The organism is Sphingomonas sp. JUb134, from assembly GCF_004341505.2.
In the GTDB taxonomy this organism is placed as follows: domain Bacteria; phylum Pseudomonadota; class Alphaproteobacteria; order Sphingomonadales; family Sphingomonadaceae; genus Sphingomonas.
In genome coordinates, this window is the sequence record NZ_SLYP02000001.1 from 1,423,756 (window position 1) to 1,441,943 (window position 18,188).

Here is an 18,188-nt window from a genome sequence, read left to right on the forward strand (position 1 = left end):
CCTCCGACATGCCCGAAACGAACCACGGCGATATGGTGATCGCCGCGCGTGATGTCACCTTGACCCTCGGCAACGGCGACGCCGCCACGCCGATCCTGCGCGGGATTGATCTGTCCGTGGCCCGCGGCAGCAGCCTGGCGCTGCTCGGCGCGTCGGGCTCCGGCAAGTCGTCGCTGATGGCGGTGCTTTCCGGATTGGAGCGGGCGACGGGCGGCAGCGTGCACGTGGCCGGCCTCGACTTCGGCGCGCTCGACGAGGATGCGCTGGCACGGGCGCGGCGGGGACGGATCGGCATCGTGCTCCAGGCATTCCACCTGCTGCCCACCATGACCGCGCTCGAGAATGTCGCCGTCCCGATGGAACTGGCCGGCGACATGGATGCGTTCGCGCGCGCCGAGGCGGAACTGCAGGCGGTCGGGCTCGGCCATCGCCTCCGCCATTATCCCGCGCAGCTTTCGGGTGGCGAGCAGCAGCGCGTCGCGATCGCCCGTGCGCTCGCCGGCCGGCCGGAGATCGTGTTCGCCGACGAGCCGACCGGCAACCTCGATGCCGCAACCGGCGCCGCGATCATGGACCTGTTGTTCGAGCGGCGCGCGGCCACCGGCGCGACGCTGGTCGTCATCACCCATGATCCCGCGCTTGCCGAGCGCTGCGACCGCATCGTCTCCCTGGCAGACGGACGGATCGTGCGGGACGAGACCAAGTGAACGAGTGGCGGCTGGCCTGGCGGCTCGCACGCCGGGAACTGCACGGGCGGTTCCGCGGCTTGCGGCTGCTGCTGGTGTGCATGTTCCTGGGCGTTGGGGCACTGGCGGCGATCGGCAGCCTGTCGGCCGCGATCGACGGCGAGCTCAAGGCGCGCGGCGCCGCGATCCTGGGCGGCGACGTCGAGTTCGCCACCTCGCAACGTGCCGCGACCGAGGCGGAGCGCGCAGCCTTTGCCCGGCTCGGCAGGGTTTCCGAGACCACCGGCATGCAGGCGATGGCCGTGCGAGATGGCGGTGCCGAGAGCCCCCAGACGGTTCCCGTGACGCTCAAGGCGGTGGATCGCAGCTACCCGCTCTACGGCAACCTGCGCCTTGCCGATGGCAGCATCGCCCATCCCGCCGACCCGACGCGCGTCTGGATCGCCCCCGGCCTTGCGGAGCGGTTGTCCGTCGGCATGGGGCAGCAGCTTCGCCTGGGAAGCGCCCGCTTCACCATCGCGGGTATCATCGCCGACGAGCCGGACCGGCTTGGGGAGGGCTTTACCCTCGGCCCCGTCGCGATCGTCTCGCTGGACGGTGTCGCCCGCACCGGGCTGATCCAGCCGGGCAGCCTCTATGAGACCAAGTACCGGATCGCGCTCCCCGCCGATCGCGCGCCGGACGCGGCGGCGGAGGCGATCAAGGCCGCCTTCCCCGATGGCGGATGGGAGGCGAAGACCCGCGACCGCGCCTCGCCGGGCGCAGCGCGCTTCCTGGACCGCATGGGCCAGTTCCTGGTGCTGGTGGGGCTTGCCGCGCTGGCCATCGCCGGGATCGGCGTCGGCAATGGCGTGGGCTCCTATCTGGCGACCCGCCGCGGCAGCATCGCCGCATTGAAGGTGCTGGGCGCGACCTCGGGCGGCATCGCGCGCGTCTACCTGCTTCAGGTCGCGGTGGTCGCCGGCGTCGGCATCCTGCTGGGGCTGGTGGCCGGCATCGCCGCCGTGCCGCTGATCCTATGGGTGGCGGGCGACGTGCTGCCGGTGGCACCGGAGTTCGCGATCCATCCGGCACCGCTGGCGCTCGCCGCCGGCTATGGCCTGCTGACCGCGCTCGCCTTCACCGCGCCGCCGCTGGTTCGGGCGGGCGCCGTGCCGGCCGCGGGCCTGCTGCGCGGCAGCCTCGATCTGCGGCGCGCGCCCTGGCGGCGAGTGCTGCCGTGGACGGGCGGGGCGGGGCTCCTGGTGGTCGCGATTGCGGTCGCCACCGCCGAGCAGCCGTGGTTCACCGCCAGCTTCTTCGCCACCATCGCCGGCACGCTGCTGCTTCTGGCGGCCTTCGGCTGGGGTGTGCGCTGGCTCGCGGCGCGCTTGCCGCGGCCGCGTGGCCCGCTGCTGCGACTGGCGCTCACCGGGCTCCACCGGCCGGGCGCGCGTACGGTCACGCTGGTGGTGGCGCTGGGGCTGGGCCTCACGCTGTTCGTGCTGCTGGCGGCGATCCGCACCAGCATCGACGCGAACATCCGCGAGACCATCCCGCAAAAGGCGCCGGCGCTGTTCGCGCTCGACGTGCCCCGCGACCAGGTTGATCTGTTCCGCCGCACGGTCACCGGCGTTGCGCCCCAGGCAGAGCTGCGGATGGTCCCGCTGATGCGCGGCACGATCACGGCCTATGCCGGGACGCGCGTTGCCGACCTCGAGACCCTGCCGGAAGGTGCCTGGGCCCTTCGGGGTGAGCGTGGCCTCACCTATTCGGAGACGCTTCCGGAGCGCAACGAACTGGTGGAGGGGAGATGGTGGCCGGCCGGCTATGCCGGCCCGCCGCTGGTGTCGCTCGACGTCGATCTCGCGCGGGCCCTGGACCTCAAGATCGGCGACCCGATCCGCTATTCGGTGCTCGGAGTCGAGCGGGAGGCGCGCGTCGCCTCCTTCCGCCGCATCCACTGGGACAGCCTGGGCTTCAACTTCGTGATGGTGTTCAGTCCCAACGCCATTTCCGACGTGCCGCACAACCTGGCCGCCACGATCGACCTGGCGAAGGGGCAGGAGGGCGCGGTCACCCGTGCACTGCTGCCGCGCTTCCCCTCCGTCTCCGTGGTCGAGGTGCGCGGCGTCGTGGAGCAGGTGCGCACGATCGTCAGCCAGATGGCCACCGCCATCGCCGCCGCCGCCTCCGTCACGATCCTCGCGGGCATTGCCGTGCTGATCGGCGCGGTCGCCGCGGCGCGGGAGGCGCGCACCTATGACGGCGTGATCCTGAAGACGCTGGGCGCCACGCGGGCGCAGGTGCTGGCGGTGCAGGCGCTCGAATATGCGTTGCTGAGTGCTGCCATCACGGCCCTGGCGCTGGCGCTCGGCCTGGTGGGCGCCTGGTACGTCGTGGTGGAGGTGTTCGCGTTCGAATGGCTGCCGGACTACCCGGCCGTGTTGGGGACGCTTGCGGTCGGGGCGGGGGTGACGCTGGTCATCGGCATCCTTGGCGCGCTTCCGATCCTGGGCATTCGTCCGGCACGCGCCTTGCGTCAGCTCTAGCCGTGAGCGCTAAGTTGCTTATATGACGGGAATTATGAAAGCCGCGCTTTGCTGTTCCGGACGGGGTCGTCCCCGCGAATTCGATGTCGAGGAAGCCTTGGCCGCCGCGCTGCGGGTGTTCTGGAGCAAGGGCTATGAGGGCGCTTCGCTGTCCGACCTGACGGAGGCGATGGGGATCACGCGCCCGAGCCTCTATGCCGCCTTCGGCAACAAGGAGTCGCTGTTCCGCAAGGCGCTAGACCTCTACGAGCGCGAAAAGCTCAGCTATATCAGCGTCGCGCTGGAAGCGCCGACCGCCCGCGAAGTCGCCGAGCGGCTGTTGCGCGGCGCGGTGGAAAGCCACGCGAGCACCTCCGGGCCGCGCGGCTGCCTGGGCGTGATCAGCTCGGTCGCCTGCGGGGCGGACGCGGAGTCGATCCGCGAGGAAGTCCTGAAGCGGCGCGCCTCTTCGCAGGCCGCGCTGGTGGCCCGTTTCGAGCGCGCGAAGGCCGAGGGGGACCTGCCCGCGCACGTCGATCCGCAGGGTCTTACCGCCTACCTGGTGGCCATTCTCCAGGGCATGACGGTGCAGGCGGGCGCGGGTGCCAGCAGCGAGGCGTTGAACGCCTTGGTCGATACCAGCCTGGCGATGTGGCCGAGCGCCTGAACGCTGGGTTTCGCTAAAAACTACCAACGGGTACAAATATCCCGTTGACGGAGCGAATCGTCTTCTGTACCGGTCAGTAGGTATTGAGGGGACGACGACGGCACCGCCGTGGACCTGCCCCATCCGAGATCGAGGGAAGGCCATGGGCTATCTGACATTCAGCGAGTTGGGCGGCGCTGCCGCTGCAAAGGCGGCGGCGGCTCCCATCGTGCCGCAGGCCGATCCGGTGCCCGTCCAGGCCGGGCTGTCGCCGCTCGAATGGTCGGTCGTGGCGATCGCCCGCAAGGAACGCCTGGGAAGCCTCCGTCAGCCCGGCCCGCTCCTGACGGCGCTGGGGTCGCTGTTCGGCGCCCGCCCGCGCCTGCCGCTCGCCGATCCCAAGCTGGAGGCGCTGCGCCGCTTGTCGGTGCTTGCCTGGCACCGCGGCGACAACCTGCCCAAGTCCGAGATCGCCCGCTTCTTCTCCGCAGGGTTCAGCACCCACCAGTTCGAGACGCTGCTGACCAGCATCGGCCGCGGCCGGCTGGCGAGCACGCGCACCCGCGCAGCCTGAGACGCGCACGACTTCCGTTCCCTCCCGACCATTCCCCCTTGGGCGGTCCGTCTTCCGGCGGGCCGCCCGCTTTTTATGCAGGCAGAACGCTCCAACCCGGGGTGGCCGAAGATGAACGACGCCGTCGCACTTGCGACAATCGGCGACACAAAAGCGCTATTGCTGACACGATCCAGCGACGGCGCGGCCCCAAATTGCTTCTCGACCGGACGAAGGTCGGATTTGAGGAGTGTAGCCATGAAGAAGATCGCACTGATGATCGCGGGCCTGGGGATCGCCGCGGCCGCGCTGCCCACCGCCGCGAGCGCGGCGCCGTGGCAGAACATCAACCAGCGCCAGGCAACTGTCGAGCACCGCATCGACCAAGGCGTGCGCAGCGGCCGCCTCGATCGTCGCGAGGCCACTCGCCTCCGCGCCGACTACCGCCAGATCGCGCAGCTCGAGAATCGCTATCGCCGCAGCGGCGGTGGCCTCTCGGTGGGCGAGCGGCGTGACCTCGACCAACGGCTCGACCGGCTGATGGCACGCACCAAGTATCAGAAGCATGATCGCCAGGGATATCACGGCCCCCGCCGCTGAGCCCGACGATCGCGAACCAGGACGCCTCGCCGGTAACGGCGGGGCGTCGTTCGTTTCAGCGCAACGGCTTGCCCGAGTCCTTCCACCGGTCGAGCACCGTCGATTCCGGCAGCTTGTTTTCGGCCGCGGGCGGCGCCGGAGTGGGTGCGGGGCGCACTTCGGGCGCGTCGGTGCCCGGTTGCAGCGTCGGGGGCGGAGCTGCGCCCGCAGCGGTTTCCGGAAGCGGGAGCGGGTCGAGCGGCGAGGGCAGGTGCGGCCCCGGCGGGGGCTCGCGCCCGGCGTAGCGGTCGCTGAACGCATCGGCCGTCCCCCACCACCCCTTCCAGCGGTGGAAGAAATGCGCCCCGAACGCGCCCGTCATCACCAGCGAGCGGTTCCACGCCGGGGTGACCGCATAGGTGTGATAGTGAGTGGCGAGCCCCACCGGCGCGAACACCGCGCCGCTCAGCGCCTGTGCCGCGACGCGCCGCGCGCGTGCCCAGGCGGCGGGGACGCGCCGCCGGGCCATGGCACCGTCGCAGGCGAAGCTGAACTGGCAGCCCCGCCGCTCCGATCCCTGGTAGACCACGCCGCACACGGTTGCCGGGAAGGCGGGATGGCGGACGCGATTGAGCACCACCTGCGCCACCGCGCGCTGCCCGTCGTCGGGCTCGTTCGCCGCCTCGTAATAGACTGCGGCCGTGAGGCATTCGAGCGCACGCGCCTGGTCGAGCACGCTGCCGCGCGCGCGAAAGGGGCGGGCGGGCACGATCGACCCGTCTCCCTCCATGGCGGCGAGCGCGGGGATCGGCAGGTCCGGCAGCGGCGCGGTGCCGGTGGTGCCGGCCTGCGGTGCCGCGAGCGCGCCGGAGAAGGGCGGCGCCTCCGCCTGCGCGGTGCTGCGGGGGGGCAGGGCCATGCGGCGGGCGGCGGCGCGCTGCTGCTGGTCGAGCGCGATGCGCCCCGCATGCAGCGAGAAGGCCAGGGCGGCCGCGGCCGCCGTCGTCACCGCGACCTGTCGCCTGCCAATCCGTCCCAGGCGCCGCACCGTCACTCCCTGGCCCTTGCCCCGATCAGCGCGTCAGCTTCGGCGTGTCGAGGTCGAGCGCGCTGGCCGGGATCACCTCGGCCTGCGGGTAGCGCTGGCGCAGCGTGTCCGCGAACTGCTTGGCATCACCGACCACGACGATGCTCGCGCCGGCCGGGTCGAGCACCTGCGCCGCCACCTGCTGCACCGCCTGCGCATCGACGCCCTCGATCTCTGCGAGCGCATTGTCGATCGCGTTCACCGGCTGGCCCGCCAGCACATAGGCGCCGAGCTTGCCCGCCAGGCCGCCGCGCGTCTCGACATCGCGGCTGAAGCCGCCCGAGAGCACCGCCTTGCGCGTCGCGAGCTCGGCGGCCGGCACCGGATCGCGGCCGATGCGGCGCAGCTCCGCGACGATCAGGTCCACCACCTCGGGCGCGGACTCGTTCTTGGTCTGCACGGTGGCGCTGAACGGGCCCACGCCACGATCGCCGGCAAGGGCGCTGCGTGCCCCGTAGGAAAGCCCGCGCTTGATGCGGATTTCCTGGTTGAGCCGCGACGAGAAGCCGCCGCCCAGCACCGTGCTCGCCAGCCGCGCGGCCGGGAAGCGCGGATCGCCGCGCGACAGCGCCGCGCGCGAGACCACCACCGCCGCCTGCCCGCTGCCAGGCAGGTCGACCACGACGACGCGGGGCTTCGCTGGAAGCGCGGGCTCCGCCGGTGCCGCGGCGCTGGCGCCGCTTGCCTGCCAGTCGCCGAACAGCTGCTCGGCCATGGCCTGCGCCTTGGCGGGCGTGATGTCGCCGACCAGGATCAGCGTCGCGCGATCCGGCCGCCAGGCTTCGCCATGGGAGGCGACGATCTGCTCGCGAGTGACGCCACGATAGCTGGTTTCCGTGCCAACCTTGCCATAGCGACTGTCGCCGAACACCGCGCGCGCCGCGACCTTGCCTGCGAGCGAGCCGGGATCCGACTGTTCGATCTGGAGCGCGTCAATCCACTGGGTACGGACCCGCTCGATCTCCTTGGGATCATAGGCGGGATTGCGGACCACATCGGCCAGGATGCCCATCGCCGGAGCGAGCCCGTTGGTGCCCACCAGCAGCGAGACGCTCGCGCCGTCGTCCTCTGCGTCGGTGTCGAGCGATGCGCCCAGCGCCTCCACCTCCGCCGCGATCTGCGTGGCGGAGCGGGCGCGGGTGCCTTCGGTCAGCAGCTCGGTCGCGAACTGGCTCGGTTCCGGGCGGCGGCCGGGCGCGGAGAGCTCACGCGTGTCGACGACCAAGGTCGCGGCGACCAGCGGCAGGCCGGGCTTGGGCACGGTTACGAGCCGCAGCCCGTTTGCGAGCCGCGTCTCCGTCCGCGCGGGAAGCGCCGCGGTGGCGGCAGGACCCGGCTGTGGCAGCGGCTTGCGTTCGGCCTCCGATGCGACCTGATGCAGCGCCACCCCGGCGGGAATGGTCAGCGCGCGGGTCTCGACGGTGGGGGCGATACGGATCGAGTCGTCTGGGGCTGCACCCTCGGCCTGCGGCAGATATTGCAGCACCGCCCCCTGGTTCTCCCCCAGATAACGGCGGGCGACGCGCTGGACCGCGGCGGCATCGACCTTGGCGATCGCGGCGAGCTGGCGGTCGGCGGCGCGGGGATCGCCGTTGACGATCACGCTGTTGGCGAGCGTGAAGGCACGCCCCTCGGCGGTTTCGCGCCGGGCGAGTGCGGCCGCCAGGATCTCGTTCTTGGCCTCCGCCAGTTCGGCGGCGGAGACCGGCGCATCGCGCAGCCGTGCCACTTCCCGCTTCAGCCCGGCTTCTACCGCGCCGATGTCCTTGCCCCCAGCAGCGATCGCATAGGCCGCGAGCACGCCGGTGTCCTTCTTGCTGTCCAGATAGGTCTCGGCCGACTGGGCGAGCTGATCGCGATAGACCAGCGCCTGGTACAGCCGCGAGTTGCGCCCGGTCGAAAGCACCGCGTTCAGCACCGCGAGTGCGGCCTGGTCCGGGTGGTTGTCGGGCGGAACCTGGTAGCTCAGCACCACTGCGGGGAGCGGCGTGTTCTCGGCATGGACGACGTGCCGCGTGGCGGCGGTGCGTGGGGGCTCCTTCACCGCCACGCGCGGGATCGGCCGGTCGGGCTTGGCTACGGGCGCGAAATACTGGTCCACCCAGCGGTCAAGCTCGGCGGGGTCGAAGTTGCCGGCGACCACCAGCACGGCGTTGTCCGGCCGGTAATAGGTCGCGTGGAAGGCGCGGATGTCGTCGATCGTGGCCGCGTCCAGATCCTCGATGCTGCCGATCCCCGGCCGCGCATAGGGATGGCGGGTGTAGGAAATCATCGGCAGGTAAAAGCCGAACAGCTTGCCATAGGGCTGCGCGAACACGCGGCTGCGCAGCTCCTCCTTCACCACGCCCCGCTCGGAGGCGAAGCTGGTCGGCTCCACGACCAGCGTCGCCATGCGATCGGCCTCGGCGAACAGCAGCCGCTCAAGATGATTGGCCGGCACCACTTCGAAATAGTTGGTGTAGTCGTCGGCCGTCGAGGCGTTGTTGTAGCCGCCCACGTCCTCGGTCAGCCGGTCGAACGCCTCGGACGGCAGGTTGCGCGTCTGCTTGAACATCAGATGCTCGAACATGTGCGCAAAGCCCGATCGCCCGCGCGGATCGTCCTTCGAGCCGACGTCATACCAGACCTGCACCGCGACGTTGGCGGTGGAGGTGTCGCGGATCGCATAGACCCTGAGGCCGTTCGCCAGCGTCCGCTCGGTATAGGCGAGCGGTGCGACCGGGGCCGGTGCTGGTGGCTTCGCGGTCGATGCGGCGGGGGCGTGCTGCCGTGCGGCGGCGGTTGCGGGAACAAGTGCAGTGGCGAGCAGCAGCGCCGCGCGGAAAGGGTGCATCGATCAGCCTTGCGGTGCGCGGGTCAGCGCTTGGTACGGGAGCGGTTTGCGTAGAGCAGCGCGGCGGTGAGCGCCGCCGAGCCGATGCCGACGCCGATGCTGATCGGAACGGCGGGCCAGCGCTTGGGCCGCTCGATATCGGCGGTTTCGGCCGCGGCTTCGCGCACGCGCTTGGCGTCCTTGCAGGCGGCCTCGACTTCGTTGATCGGGTGCGTGTCGGTCATTGCTCTTCTCCGAGTACGATCATCCGCGACTGGAATAGCGCGTCCGGAAGTCGTTGGCGAACATGGATAAGCTGCCCGCCGCAATTGCCGCGCGCAGGTCCGCCATCAGCCGCTGGTAGAACCACAGATTATGCTCGGTCATCAGCATCGCCCCCAGGATCTCGCCCGCGCGGACCAGATGATGGATATAGGCGCGGCTCCACCCGGTGCAGCTGGGGCAGGGGCATTCGGGATCGAGCGGCCCCGTGTCCTCGGCAAAGCGCGCGTTGCGGATGTTGATTGGGCCGGTGCGGGTGAACGCCTGGCCGGTGCGGCCCGAGCGGGTCGGCAGCACGCAGTCGAACATGTCGACGCCGCGCTCGACCGCACCGACGATGTCGTCGGGCTTGCCAACGCCCATCAGGTAGCGGGGCCTGGCCGCGTCGAGCTGGCCGGGCGCATAGTCGAGTACGCCGAACATCGCCTCCTGGCCCTCGCCGACCGCGAGGCCGCCGATCGCATAACCGTCGAAGCCGATGTCTTTCAGCGCATCCGCCGACTCTCGGCGCAACTCCTGATCGAGCGCGCCCTGCTGGATGCCGAACAGCGCCGCACCCTCGGCATGGGCGCCGCCCGAATCGAAGCCGTCGCGGCTGCGCTTCGCCCAGCGCATCGAGCGCTCCATCGCGCGCGCCTGCACGTCGCGGGTGGCGGTGGTCGGCACCAGCTCGTCGAACGCCATGACGATGTCGGACCCGAGCAGCCGCTGGATCTCCATCGAGCGTTCGGGGCTCAGCAGATGGCGCGAGCCGTCGAGGTGGCTCTTGAACTCGACGCCGTCCTCGGAGCGCTTGGTGAGCTCGGACAGGCTCATCACCTGATAGCCGCCGCTGTCGGTCAGGATCGGCCGGTCCCAGCCCATGAAGCCGTGGAGGCCACCCAGCCGGTGCACGCGCTCGGCGCCCGGGCGCAGCATCAGGTGATAGGTGTTGCCGAGCAGGATGTCGGCGCCCGAGGCACGCACGTCCGCGGGTTTCACGGCCTTCACGGTGGCGGCGGTGCCGACCGGCATGAAGGCAGGGGTGCGGATGGTGCCGCGGCGCATCGCGATCTCGCCGGTGCGGGCGCGGCCGTCGGTCGCGTGGATGGTGAAGTCGAAACGAGGGGACATGCCCGCCTGATGCCGCCGCGCGCTGCCGCTGTCGAGCCGCGATCACGCTTCCCGTGCAGGGAGCGTCGGCCGCTCCGGTGCGTTTCGACGCGTGAGGAAGAGGAGCATGCCATGGCCGAACAACCCCTGTCGCCCGGCGACGACGCCGCACCCGGTACGCCCGGCACCGGCGAGAACCTCTGCCCGCGCTGCAGCGGCAGCGGGCGGATCAACGGCGTGGAGTGTCCGGAATGCGAGGGCACCGGCAAGGTGATCGAGGGGATCGGCGGCGGGTGAGGGCCCTTTTCGGCCGCGCGAAAGGATGTCAGCCTTAGCTGGCATGACGAAGTAGACGCGGGAAGGCCCCAGAACCACCACCGTTCGTCCTGAGTAGCCATTGAGCGAAGTCGAAATGGCGTATCGAAGGACGGGATGCTTCGATACGGGTCTTCGACAAGCTCAGCCCCTACTCAGCACGAACGGGGATGTTGAAGGTCTATTCCAGCCCGATGATCGCGATCTGCCGTCCATAATCCGGTTCGCCGCGGTGGGTCGCGCGGCGGTAGCTGAAGAACCGCTCCGGATCGGCATAGGTGTCGAGGCCGAGCGCCTCGATCCGCCGCACGCCGGCGCTTGCGAGCCGGTGGACGACATAGGCCTCCAGGTCGAACTGGGCGTGGCCTTCTCGCGTGTCGGTGAAGAAGCGTTCGTTCTCCGGATTGGCTTCGGCAAAGCGGCGAACGAAGTCGGCATCCACCTCATAGCTGGCGCGCGCGATGCAGGGACCGACCGCAGCAGCGATCCGCTCCCGCCTGGCGCCCAGCTGCTCCATTGCCGCCAGCGTGGAGTCGGTGACGCCGCCGATCGCGCCCTTCCAACCCGCGTGCGCAGCCCCGACGATGCCCGCCTCACGGTCGGCGAGCAGCACCGGCGCGCAGTCCGCCGTGAGAATGCCGAGGGCGAGGCCCGGCCGGTCCGTCACCAGCGCGTCGGCGTGCGGGCGCAGGGCCTGCTCGAACGGCTGCGTCACCACGACCGCCTCGGCGGAATGGACCTGGAACAGCGTCACCAGCTGCGCTCCCGGCAGCACCGCCTCGGTCGCGCGGCGACGGTTCTCCGCCACCACTTTGGCGGCATCTTCGGAGCCCAGCCCGACGTTCAGCCCGGCATGGATGCCGCTCGACACCCCGCCGCGCCGGCCGAGGAAGCCGTGCGGCACGCCTGCCAGCGTGGCGGCGCGGATCACTTCGGGATGGTTCACAGATCCAGGCTCCAGATTCGGTCGTCGTCGACCTGCTCGCCGACGACGAATTCATAGCGACCGACCTCGACGAAGCCGTAGCGCGCGTAGAAGCGCTGGGCGCGATGGTTGTCGACGTAGACGCTCAGCACCAGCCGGTCGGCGCCCTGGGCGCGGGCGGTGGCGAGCGCCCAGTCCATCAGCGCTGGCGCCACGCCTTCACCCTGCCAAGGGCCGAGCACGTACAGCTGGTGCAGCTCGACGGTCCGCGCACCCCAGTCGCCCGGGAAAACGACGGGGCCCAGCTTGGCGAAGCCGGCGATCGCGCCGCCTTCCGCCTCGGCCAGCCGCATCTTGTAGGCCGGATCCGACAGATGCGAAGGCAGGCCGTTCTCGCCGAAGGTGGCGTCGAGGAACGCAGCCAGATCAGAGGCGCGGTAGAGCGTGCCGAAGGTGTCGCAGTAGCAGCGCTTCGCCATCTCCGACAGCGCCGGCCCGTCCGCCGGCAGCGCGTCGCGCAGGATCATGCGAACCCCGCCGGCGCCGGCCAGTCGGGCGCGGTGACGGCGATCGCCTTGAACAGCTCGCCCATCTTGTCGGGCGCGACCAGCCGCTGGCGATCGTCGGCGATCTGCTGCGCGCGCTCCGGGCTGGCGAGCGCGAGCGTCGCCACCCGCGCGTCGATGCCGAGCGCGGTCAGCCAGAACCCCTGTTCGAGCGGGCCATATCCCTTGGCGTCCTCGACCCGTGCGGCCTCCAGCAATGTCCCGAAGTCGACATGGGCGGTGAGGTCCACCTCGCCGGGCGTGTCGAACGGATTGGCGAATTGATGCTCGCGCACCGCCTGCAGCGAGTCGCCGATCGCGGGCCCGGTGTAGCCATAGTCGATCACCAGCGCGGTGCCGCCCTGCGCCACCAGCCGCTTCGCCAGCTGGCGCATCACCGCGACGGCGGCGGGCGCCGTCTCCAGGATCGAGCCCGGGGGTGCGTCGCGCAGCGCCTCCGGCACGATCGGGTCGAAGCCGGTGGTGCCGGCGATCGGCAGGAACAGCGTGTCCTGGCAGGCGACCAGCCGCTCGCGCCAGCCCTCGACGGTCTTGATGAGTTGCCGGATGGGAAGGGCGTCGAAGAACTCGTTCGCCACCACCAGCAGCGCGCCGTCGTCGGGAACCCCGACCAGGTCGACGTGCCATTCGGCGTCGGGCACGCGCTCCTTCTGCGCGGCGCGCAGCGTGGCGCTCGTCTCGATGAAGTGCACCTGCGGCTTGAGCCCTGCGCTCGCCATGGCGCGCAACGCGTCGGCTGCCAGCGTTCCCCGGCCCGGCCCGAGCTCGACATAGCGGGCGGGCGGCCGCCCGGCGCGGTGCCAGGCGTCGGCAAGCGCCAGCCCCACCAGTTCGCCGAACATCTGGCTGACTTCGGGCGCCGTCGTGAAGTCGCCCCGCGCGCCCAGCGGGTCGCGGCTGTTGTAATAATGGGCGTTCGCTGCGCCCATGAACTGGGACAGCGGGATCGGCCCGCCCAGCGTGATCGCGCGGGCGAGCCGGTCGGGGAGCGACCCCTCGCTCAAGCCACGCTCTCCGACCCCGCGATCGGCTCGATCCGCTGGCGGCGGCGATTGGCGGTGACGATCAGGTAGATGCCGCCCGCGATCATCGGCAGCGTCAGCCACTGGCCCATGTGCAGCCCGGTCTGCCGCGCGAACTCCATCAGCTGCTCGTCCGCCTCGCGGAAGAACTCGACGAAGAAGCGGCTGAGGCCGTAGCCCAGCAGGAACCAGCCGACGAGCTTGCCCGGCTGATAACGGGCGTTGGTGCGCCAGAACAGGAACCAGAGAAGCGCGCCGAGAAGAATGCCCTCAAGGCCCGCCTCATAGAGCTGGCTGGGGTGGCGCGCCGGATCCAGCCCGCCCGCCACGGTGTTGGGAAACACGATGCCCCAGGGCACGTCCGTCGCCTTGCCCCACAGTTCACCGTTCACGAAGTTCGCGAGCCGGCCGAAGAACAGCCCGAAGGGTGCGCAGCACGCGACATAGTCATGGATGCGCAGCCAGTTGAGCTTGTGCTTGCGTGCCATCAGCAAGATGCCGATCGACGTGCCGACCACGCCGCCGTGGAACGACATGCCGCCGTCCCACAGGCGCAGGATCCGCCACGGATCGGACCACATGTCCTCGCCATAGAACAGCACATAGCCGATGCGCCCGCCCAGGATGATGCCGAGCGTCGCATAGAAGACCATGTCGTCGGCATGGCGGCGCGCCATCGGGGCGCCCGGCTGCGCCAGCAGCTTCAGCAGGTACCACCAGCCGACCAGGATGCCGGCCAGATAGGCAAGCGAATACCATTTCAACGTGAAGAAGCCGAGGTCGAGCGCCACGGGGTCGAGCCCCAGCTGGTCGAACCGGATGTGGCCGCCGGCGGCGGCAAGCGTCGAAAGGATCAAGTCGAAGGCTCCGGAAGTCTTTGCGCTGCTGGTACGCCGCTCGCCCGGAAAACCCAAGCGCGGAAGCGCAGGCCGGCTGGCGCCGGCTTTCGCCGGGCGATAGAGCGGCGGCCATGGCTTTGGATGCAGTGTCGCGCGCGGCCCCTTCGGCAACGGGATTGACCCGGCGCAGGCTGCTGGTCGGCGGCGCGGCGGGGGTGGGGCTGGTGGTCGGCTGGGCGCTTTGGCCACGCGACCACGCCGTCAACCTGACGGCGGCCGAGGGCGAGACGATCTTCGGCCCGTGGATCAAGATCGGTGCGGACGGCCAGGTGATCGTCGCGGTGCCGCAGGCGGAGCTGGGGCAGGGGGTGTTCACCGCCCTGCCGCAGATCGTTGCCGACGAACTGGGCGCGGACTGGCGCACCGTCGCGGTCGAGCCGGCACCGATCAACCCGCTCTATGCCAACCGGCTCGCGGCATCGGTGCTGTTCGAGGATGCGCTGGGCCACCTGCCCGAGCGGGTGCGCAGCCGTCACGCCGAGGCGCAGACGCTGATGCTCACCGCCGCGTCCACCTCGGTCCGCGCGTTCGAGGGGGAATTGCGCAAGGCCGGGGCTGCTGCCCGGATCCTGCTGTGCAAGGCGGCGGCGCGCCGCTGGGACGTGGACTGGCACCGCTGCGCCACACTCGACGGTTTCGTGATCGCCGGCGGGCAGCGTGAGCGGTTCGGCACGCTTGCCGCGGACGCGGCCGACGAGCGGCTGCCAAGCGGCGACCTGCCGCTGCGCACGGGCGAGGAGAAGCGGCTGACCGGGGAGTCGCTGCCCCGCCTCGACGCGCCCGCCAAGGTCGACGGCAGCGCCAATTTCGCGGGCGACATCCGTCTGCCCGGCATGGTGTTCGCAGCCATCCGCCAGGGGCCGATCGGCGACAGCCGGCTCGTGCGCGTGGACCGTGCGGCCGCCGATCGCGTGCGCGGCGTCTCTGCGGTGGTGGAGAACCCGAATTGGGTCGCCGCCGTAGGAGAGACCTGGTGGGCCGCCAATGCTGCGCTCGATGCGCTGGCCCCCCGCTTCGAGACGCGCAGCCCGCTGGTGGACAGCGAATCGATCGACGCCGCACTCGACGCCGCGCTCGATGGCGAGGGTGCCCGCATGGCGCGCGTCGGCGATCTCGCCGCGACCTTCAAGGACGCACAGGTCGTCACCGCCGACTATCGCGTGGGGGCGGCCCTGCATGCGGCGATCGAGCCGACCACCGCCACCGCGGCGTGGCGGGACGGGCGGCTGACGCTGTGGATGCCCACCCAGGCCCCGGCGCTCGCACGCGCGGCGGCGGCGCGGACGCTTGGCATCGGCGAGGAGCGCGTCGTGCTGCACCCGACGATCGCCGGCGGCAGCTTCGGCGCGAACCTGGAGCATCAGGTCGCCGAGCAGGCAGCGCTTTTGGCCCGGCGCCTGGAAAAGCCCGTGCAACTGACCTGGTCGCGCAGCGAGACCTGCCTCCACGATCGCTACCGCCCGCCGGCCGCCGCCCGCATGACGGCGCGGCTGGCAAAGGGGGGCGGGGTCGCCGGCTGGCTGTGCAAGATCGCGGCGCCTCCCGTCGGCCACGAGCTTTCGGAGCGCCTGCTCGCCGGCGACACGACGGCGCGCGCGGCCATGCTGCTGCCGCAGGGCGGTGACACGCTGGCGGTGGAGGGCGCGGTCCCCGCCTATGCGATCCCTGCGCTCGCAGTGGACCATCACCCGGCCGACATCGGCGTGCCGGTCGGCTACTGGCGATCGGGCGCCCACAGCTACACCGCCTTCTTCAACGAGTGCTTCATCGACGAGCTCGCCCATGTGGCGGGCATCGAGGCGCATTCCTTCCGCATCGCGATGCTCGGCGGCAACCCGCGGCTGGCGCGGTGCTTGTCGACGGTGGCGACGCTCGGCGGATGGCAGGGCGGGATCCCGGGCAGCGGCCAGGGGCTCGCCTGCCACCAGATGCGCGGCTCCTTCATCGCGGTGATGGCGGAGGCGCGGATGGGCGCGGACCAGCGGGTGAAGGTCGATCGCCTGGTCGCGGCGGTGGATTGCGGGCGGCAGATCAACCCGGACCTCGTGCTCCAGCAGATCGAGGGCGGGCTGATGTTCGGAATGGCCGCGGCGCTCGGCGCCACCACGGGCTTCACCGACAATCTCGCCGATGTGCGCGGCTTCGGGGCGATGAACCTGCCGCGGCTCGCCGACACGCCCGAGGTGTCGGTGGAACTGATCCGTAGCGACGCCGATCCGGGCGGGGTGAGCGAGCTCGCGGTGCCGCCGGTCGCACCCGCCATCGCCAACGCGGTGATGGCCGCAACCGGCGTTCGCCTCCGCCGCCTTCCGCTGCTACCGGAGGAAGAATGACGCCGCCCGCCGATCATCCCGCCATTCCCCAGCCCCGGATCGGCGTCCTGCTGATCAATCTCGGCACCCCCGATGCGCCCGAGCCGCGGGCGGTCAAGCGCTACCTGGGCGAGTTCCTGTCGGACCGGCGGGTGGTGGAACTGCCGGCGATCGCGTGGCAGCCGATCCTGCGCGGCATCATCCTGAACACCCGGCCGAAGAAATCCGCCCATGCCTATAGCCAGGTGTGGACGGAGCAAGGCTCGCCGCTCGCCGCCGTCACCCGCGCGCAGGCGGAGGGACTGAAGGACGCGTTCGGCCCCGAGGTGCTGGTCGAATGGGGCATGCGCTACGGCAATCCGGCGATCGGCGAACGGCTGCGCGCGATGAAAGCCGCGGGATGCGAACGCATCCTGCTGGCACCCCTCTACCCGCAATATTGCGCAGCAACGACGGCGACGGCCAACGACAAGGCGTTTGCCGCGCTCGCAGGGATGCGCTGGCAGCCGGCGATCCGGACGCTGCCGCCCTATCACGATCATCCCGCCTATATCGACGCGCTGGCGCAGACGGTGCGGGAGGATCTGGCGAAGCTTTCCTTCACCCCCGACGCGATCGTCGCCAGCTTCCACGGCATGCCGCAGCGGACGCTGGAACTGGGCGATCCCTATCACTGCCACTGCCAGAAGACTGGCCGGCTCCTCTCGGAAGCGCTGGGGACTGAACTGGCGGTCGCGTTCCAGTCGCGCTTCGGCCGGGCCAAGTGGCTGGGGCCGGCGACCGACGACACGCTGGCGGCGCTCGCCCGGGCCGGAAAGCGGCGGGTGGCGATCGTCGCTCCGGGCTTCTCGGCCGATTGCGTGGAAACGCTGGAGGAACTGGCGATCCGCGGACGCGAGACGTTCGAGGAGGCGGGTGGTACCGATTTCGCCTATCTCCCATGCCTCAACGCCGAGCCTGTGGGATTGCGGATGCTGCGCAGCATCCTTGCAGCGGAGCTTGCAGGCTGGCTGCCCGCCGCCTAGCCTGATGGGGAAGCGAGCGGCCTGTTTTGGCGCGCGTAACTCGGATGGAGAGCAAGGTCATGGCACGGGTAGCGATTGTAACCGGTGGCACGCGCGGCATCGGCGAGGCGATCAGCCTGGCGCTCAAGGAAGCAGGCATGACCGTCGCCGCCAACTATGCCGGCAATGAGGAAAAGGCGAAGGCGTTCACCGAGCGTGCCGGCATCGCCGCGTTCCGCTGGGACGTGAGCGACTATGATGCCTGCCAGCAGGGCGTCGCCGAGGTCGAGGCGGCGCTGGGGCCGGTCGACGTCGTCATCAACAACGCCGGCATCACCCGCGACGGCACCATCCTGAAGATGACGGCCCAGATGTGGGACGAGGTGATCCGCACCAACCTGGGGGGCTGCTTCAACATGGCGAAGGCCGTGTTCCCCGGCATGCGCGAGCGCAAATGGGGACGCATCGTCAACATCGGCTCGATCAACGGCCAGGCCGGCCAGTATGGCCAGGTCAACTATGCGGCGGCGAAGTCGGGCATCCACGGCTTCACCAAGGCGCTGGCGCAGGAAGGCGCGCGCTTCGGCGTGACCGTGAACGCGATCGCGCCGGGTTATATCGATACCGAGATGGTGGCGGCAGTTCCGGCGGACGTGCTGGAAAAGATCGTCGCCAAGATCCCCGTCGGACGCCTTGGCCAGGCGCATGAGATCGCGCGCGCGGTCGCCTTCCTCTGCGCGGAGGACGGCGGCTTCATCACCGGCTCGACCCTGTCGATCAACGGCGGCCAGCACATGTACTGATCCGGGGGCGGGCTTCCTCCCGCCCTTACGGCCAAAACGAAAAAGGGCCGGTCCATCGCTGGACCGGCCCCGGCTCCCGATACGCTACAGGGGAG

The 18,188-nt window shown here is 70.6% G+C and carries 17 protein-coding genes; 9 read left to right on the forward strand and 8 right to left on the reverse strand.

Going from position 1 to position 18,188, the window contains the following annotated elements:
* The first annotated feature begins 8 nt into the window (after positions 1 to 8).
* The 5 genes from EDF69_RS06730 (at position 9) to EDF69_RS06750 (ending at position 4,995) form a co-directional block, all read left to right on the forward strand.
* Positions 9 to 707: an ABC transporter ATP-binding protein gene (locus tag EDF69_RS06730; protein ID WP_132883180.1), complete on the forward strand. Its 699-nt coding sequence runs from the start codon at positions 9 to 11 to the stop codon at positions 705 to 707.
* Entirely contained in the window at positions 704 to 3,217 is a 2,514-nt protein-coding gene (locus EDF69_RS06735; protein ID WP_132883181.1) for an FtsX-like permease family protein, read from the forward strand. Before EDF69_RS06730 ends, EDF69_RS06735 begins: the two co-directional genes overlap by 4 nt.
* 22 nt (positions 3,218 to 3,239) lie before the next feature.
* The gene (locus EDF69_RS06740; RefSeq protein ID WP_125961985.1) at positions 3,240 to 3,863 is read left to right on the forward strand and encodes a TetR/AcrR family transcriptional regulator; all 624 of its coding nucleotides are present in this window, start codon (positions 3,240 to 3,242) and stop codon (positions 3,861 to 3,863) included.
* Between the two features lie 142 nt (positions 3,864 to 4,005).
* Positions 4,006 to 4,416, forward strand: a complete 411-nt coding sequence (locus EDF69_RS06745; protein ID WP_132883182.1) for a hypothetical protein — start codon at positions 4,006 to 4,008, stop codon at positions 4,414 to 4,416.
* 237 nt (positions 4,417 to 4,653) lie between these two features.
* A complete protein-coding gene (locus tag EDF69_RS06750) occupies positions 4,654 to 4,995 on the forward strand; it encodes a hypothetical protein (protein ID WP_132883183.1) in 342 nt (113 codons plus the stop codon).
* A gap of 55 nt (positions 4,996 to 5,050) precedes the next feature.
* Here the strand turns inward: EDF69_RS06750 and EDF69_RS06755 are convergent, their stop codons facing one another.
* Genes EDF69_RS06755 through tgt form a run of 4 tightly spaced genes read right to left on the reverse strand, consistent with a single transcriptional unit; the run spans position 5,051 to position 10,268 of the window.
* Positions 5,051 to 6,022 carry a cell wall hydrolase gene (locus EDF69_RS06755; RefSeq protein ID WP_339538015.1) on the reverse strand — a complete coding sequence of 324 codons (972 nt, stop codon included), beginning with the start codon at positions 6,020 to 6,022 and terminating at the stop codon, positions 5,051 to 5,053.
* Positions 6,023 to 6,047: 25 nt separating this feature from the next.
* Positions 6,048 to 8,894 (reverse strand): M16 family metallopeptidase, encoded by a 2,847-nt coding sequence (locus tag EDF69_RS06760; RefSeq protein ID WP_132883184.1) that lies wholly within the window; start codon positions 8,892 to 8,894, stop codon positions 6,048 to 6,050.
* Positions 8,895 to 8,917: 23 nt separating this feature from the next.
* Positions 8,918 to 9,118 (reverse strand): hypothetical protein, encoded by a 201-nt coding sequence (locus EDF69_RS06765; RefSeq protein ID WP_125961989.1) that lies wholly within the window; start codon positions 9,116 to 9,118, stop codon positions 8,918 to 8,920.
* 19 nt (positions 9,119 to 9,137) lie between these two features.
* Entirely contained in the window at positions 9,138 to 10,268 is a 1,131-nt protein-coding gene (gene tgt, locus EDF69_RS06770) for a tRNA guanosine(34) transglycosylase Tgt (protein ID WP_125961990.1), read from the reverse strand.
* 111 nt (positions 10,269 to 10,379) lie between these two features.
* Between tgt and EDF69_RS06775 the strand changes: the two genes are divergently transcribed.
* On the forward strand, positions 10,380 to 10,544 hold the full coding sequence (locus tag EDF69_RS06775; RefSeq protein ID WP_165890013.1) for a hypothetical protein: 165 nt from the start codon (positions 10,380 to 10,382) through the stop codon (positions 10,542 to 10,544).
* 199 nt (positions 10,545 to 10,743) lie between these two features.
* Here EDF69_RS06775 and pgeF read toward each other — a convergent pair whose 3' ends face one another.
* Genes pgeF through lgt form a run of 4 tightly spaced genes read right to left on the reverse strand, consistent with a single transcriptional unit; the run spans position 10,744 to position 13,932 of the window.
* Positions 10,744 to 11,508: a peptidoglycan editing factor PgeF gene (gene pgeF, locus EDF69_RS06780; protein ID WP_132883185.1), complete on the reverse strand. Its 765-nt coding sequence runs from the start codon at positions 11,506 to 11,508 to the stop codon at positions 10,744 to 10,746.
* Positions 11,505 to 12,014 (reverse strand): GNAT family N-acetyltransferase, encoded by a 510-nt coding sequence (locus EDF69_RS06785; protein ID WP_132883186.1) that lies wholly within the window; start codon positions 12,012 to 12,014, stop codon positions 11,505 to 11,507. Before EDF69_RS06785 ends, pgeF begins: the two co-directional genes overlap by 4 nt.
* Positions 12,011 to 13,057: a class I SAM-dependent methyltransferase gene (locus EDF69_RS06790; RefSeq protein ID WP_425336599.1), complete on the reverse strand. Its 1,047-nt coding sequence runs from the start codon at positions 13,055 to 13,057 to the stop codon at positions 12,011 to 12,013. The genes EDF69_RS06785 and EDF69_RS06790 overlap by 4 nt, the downstream gene beginning before the upstream one ends.
* Complete coding sequence (lgt, locus tag EDF69_RS06795; protein ID WP_132883187.1) at positions 13,054 to 13,932, reverse strand: prolipoprotein diacylglyceryl transferase; 879 nt, start codon at positions 13,930 to 13,932, stop codon at positions 13,054 to 13,056. Before lgt ends, EDF69_RS06790 begins: the two co-directional genes overlap by 4 nt.
* A 113-nt stretch (positions 13,933 to 14,045) precedes the next feature.
* On the opposite strand from lgt, the gene EDF69_RS06800 reads away from it, so the two are divergent.
* The 3 genes from EDF69_RS06800 to phbB are packed head-to-tail and all read left to right on the forward strand — an operon-like array spanning position 14,046 to position 18,093.
* Positions 14,046 to 16,307 carry a xanthine dehydrogenase family protein molybdopterin-binding subunit gene (locus EDF69_RS06800; RefSeq protein ID WP_132883188.1) on the forward strand — a complete coding sequence of 754 codons (2,262 nt, stop codon included), beginning with the start codon at positions 14,046 to 14,048 and terminating at the stop codon, positions 16,305 to 16,307.
* Positions 16,304 to 17,311, forward strand: coding sequence for a ferrochelatase (gene hemH / locus EDF69_RS06805; protein WP_132883189.1), 1,008 nt, complete (start codon positions 16,304 to 16,306; stop codon positions 17,309 to 17,311). Before EDF69_RS06800 ends, hemH begins: the two co-directional genes overlap by 4 nt.
* Positions 17,312 to 17,370: 59 nt before the next feature.
* The gene (gene phbB / locus EDF69_RS06810; protein WP_132883190.1) at positions 17,371 to 18,093 is read left to right on the forward strand and encodes an acetoacetyl-CoA reductase; all 723 of its coding nucleotides are present in this window, start codon (positions 17,371 to 17,373) and stop codon (positions 18,091 to 18,093) included.
* Positions 18,094 to 18,188: the final 95 nt, after the last annotated feature.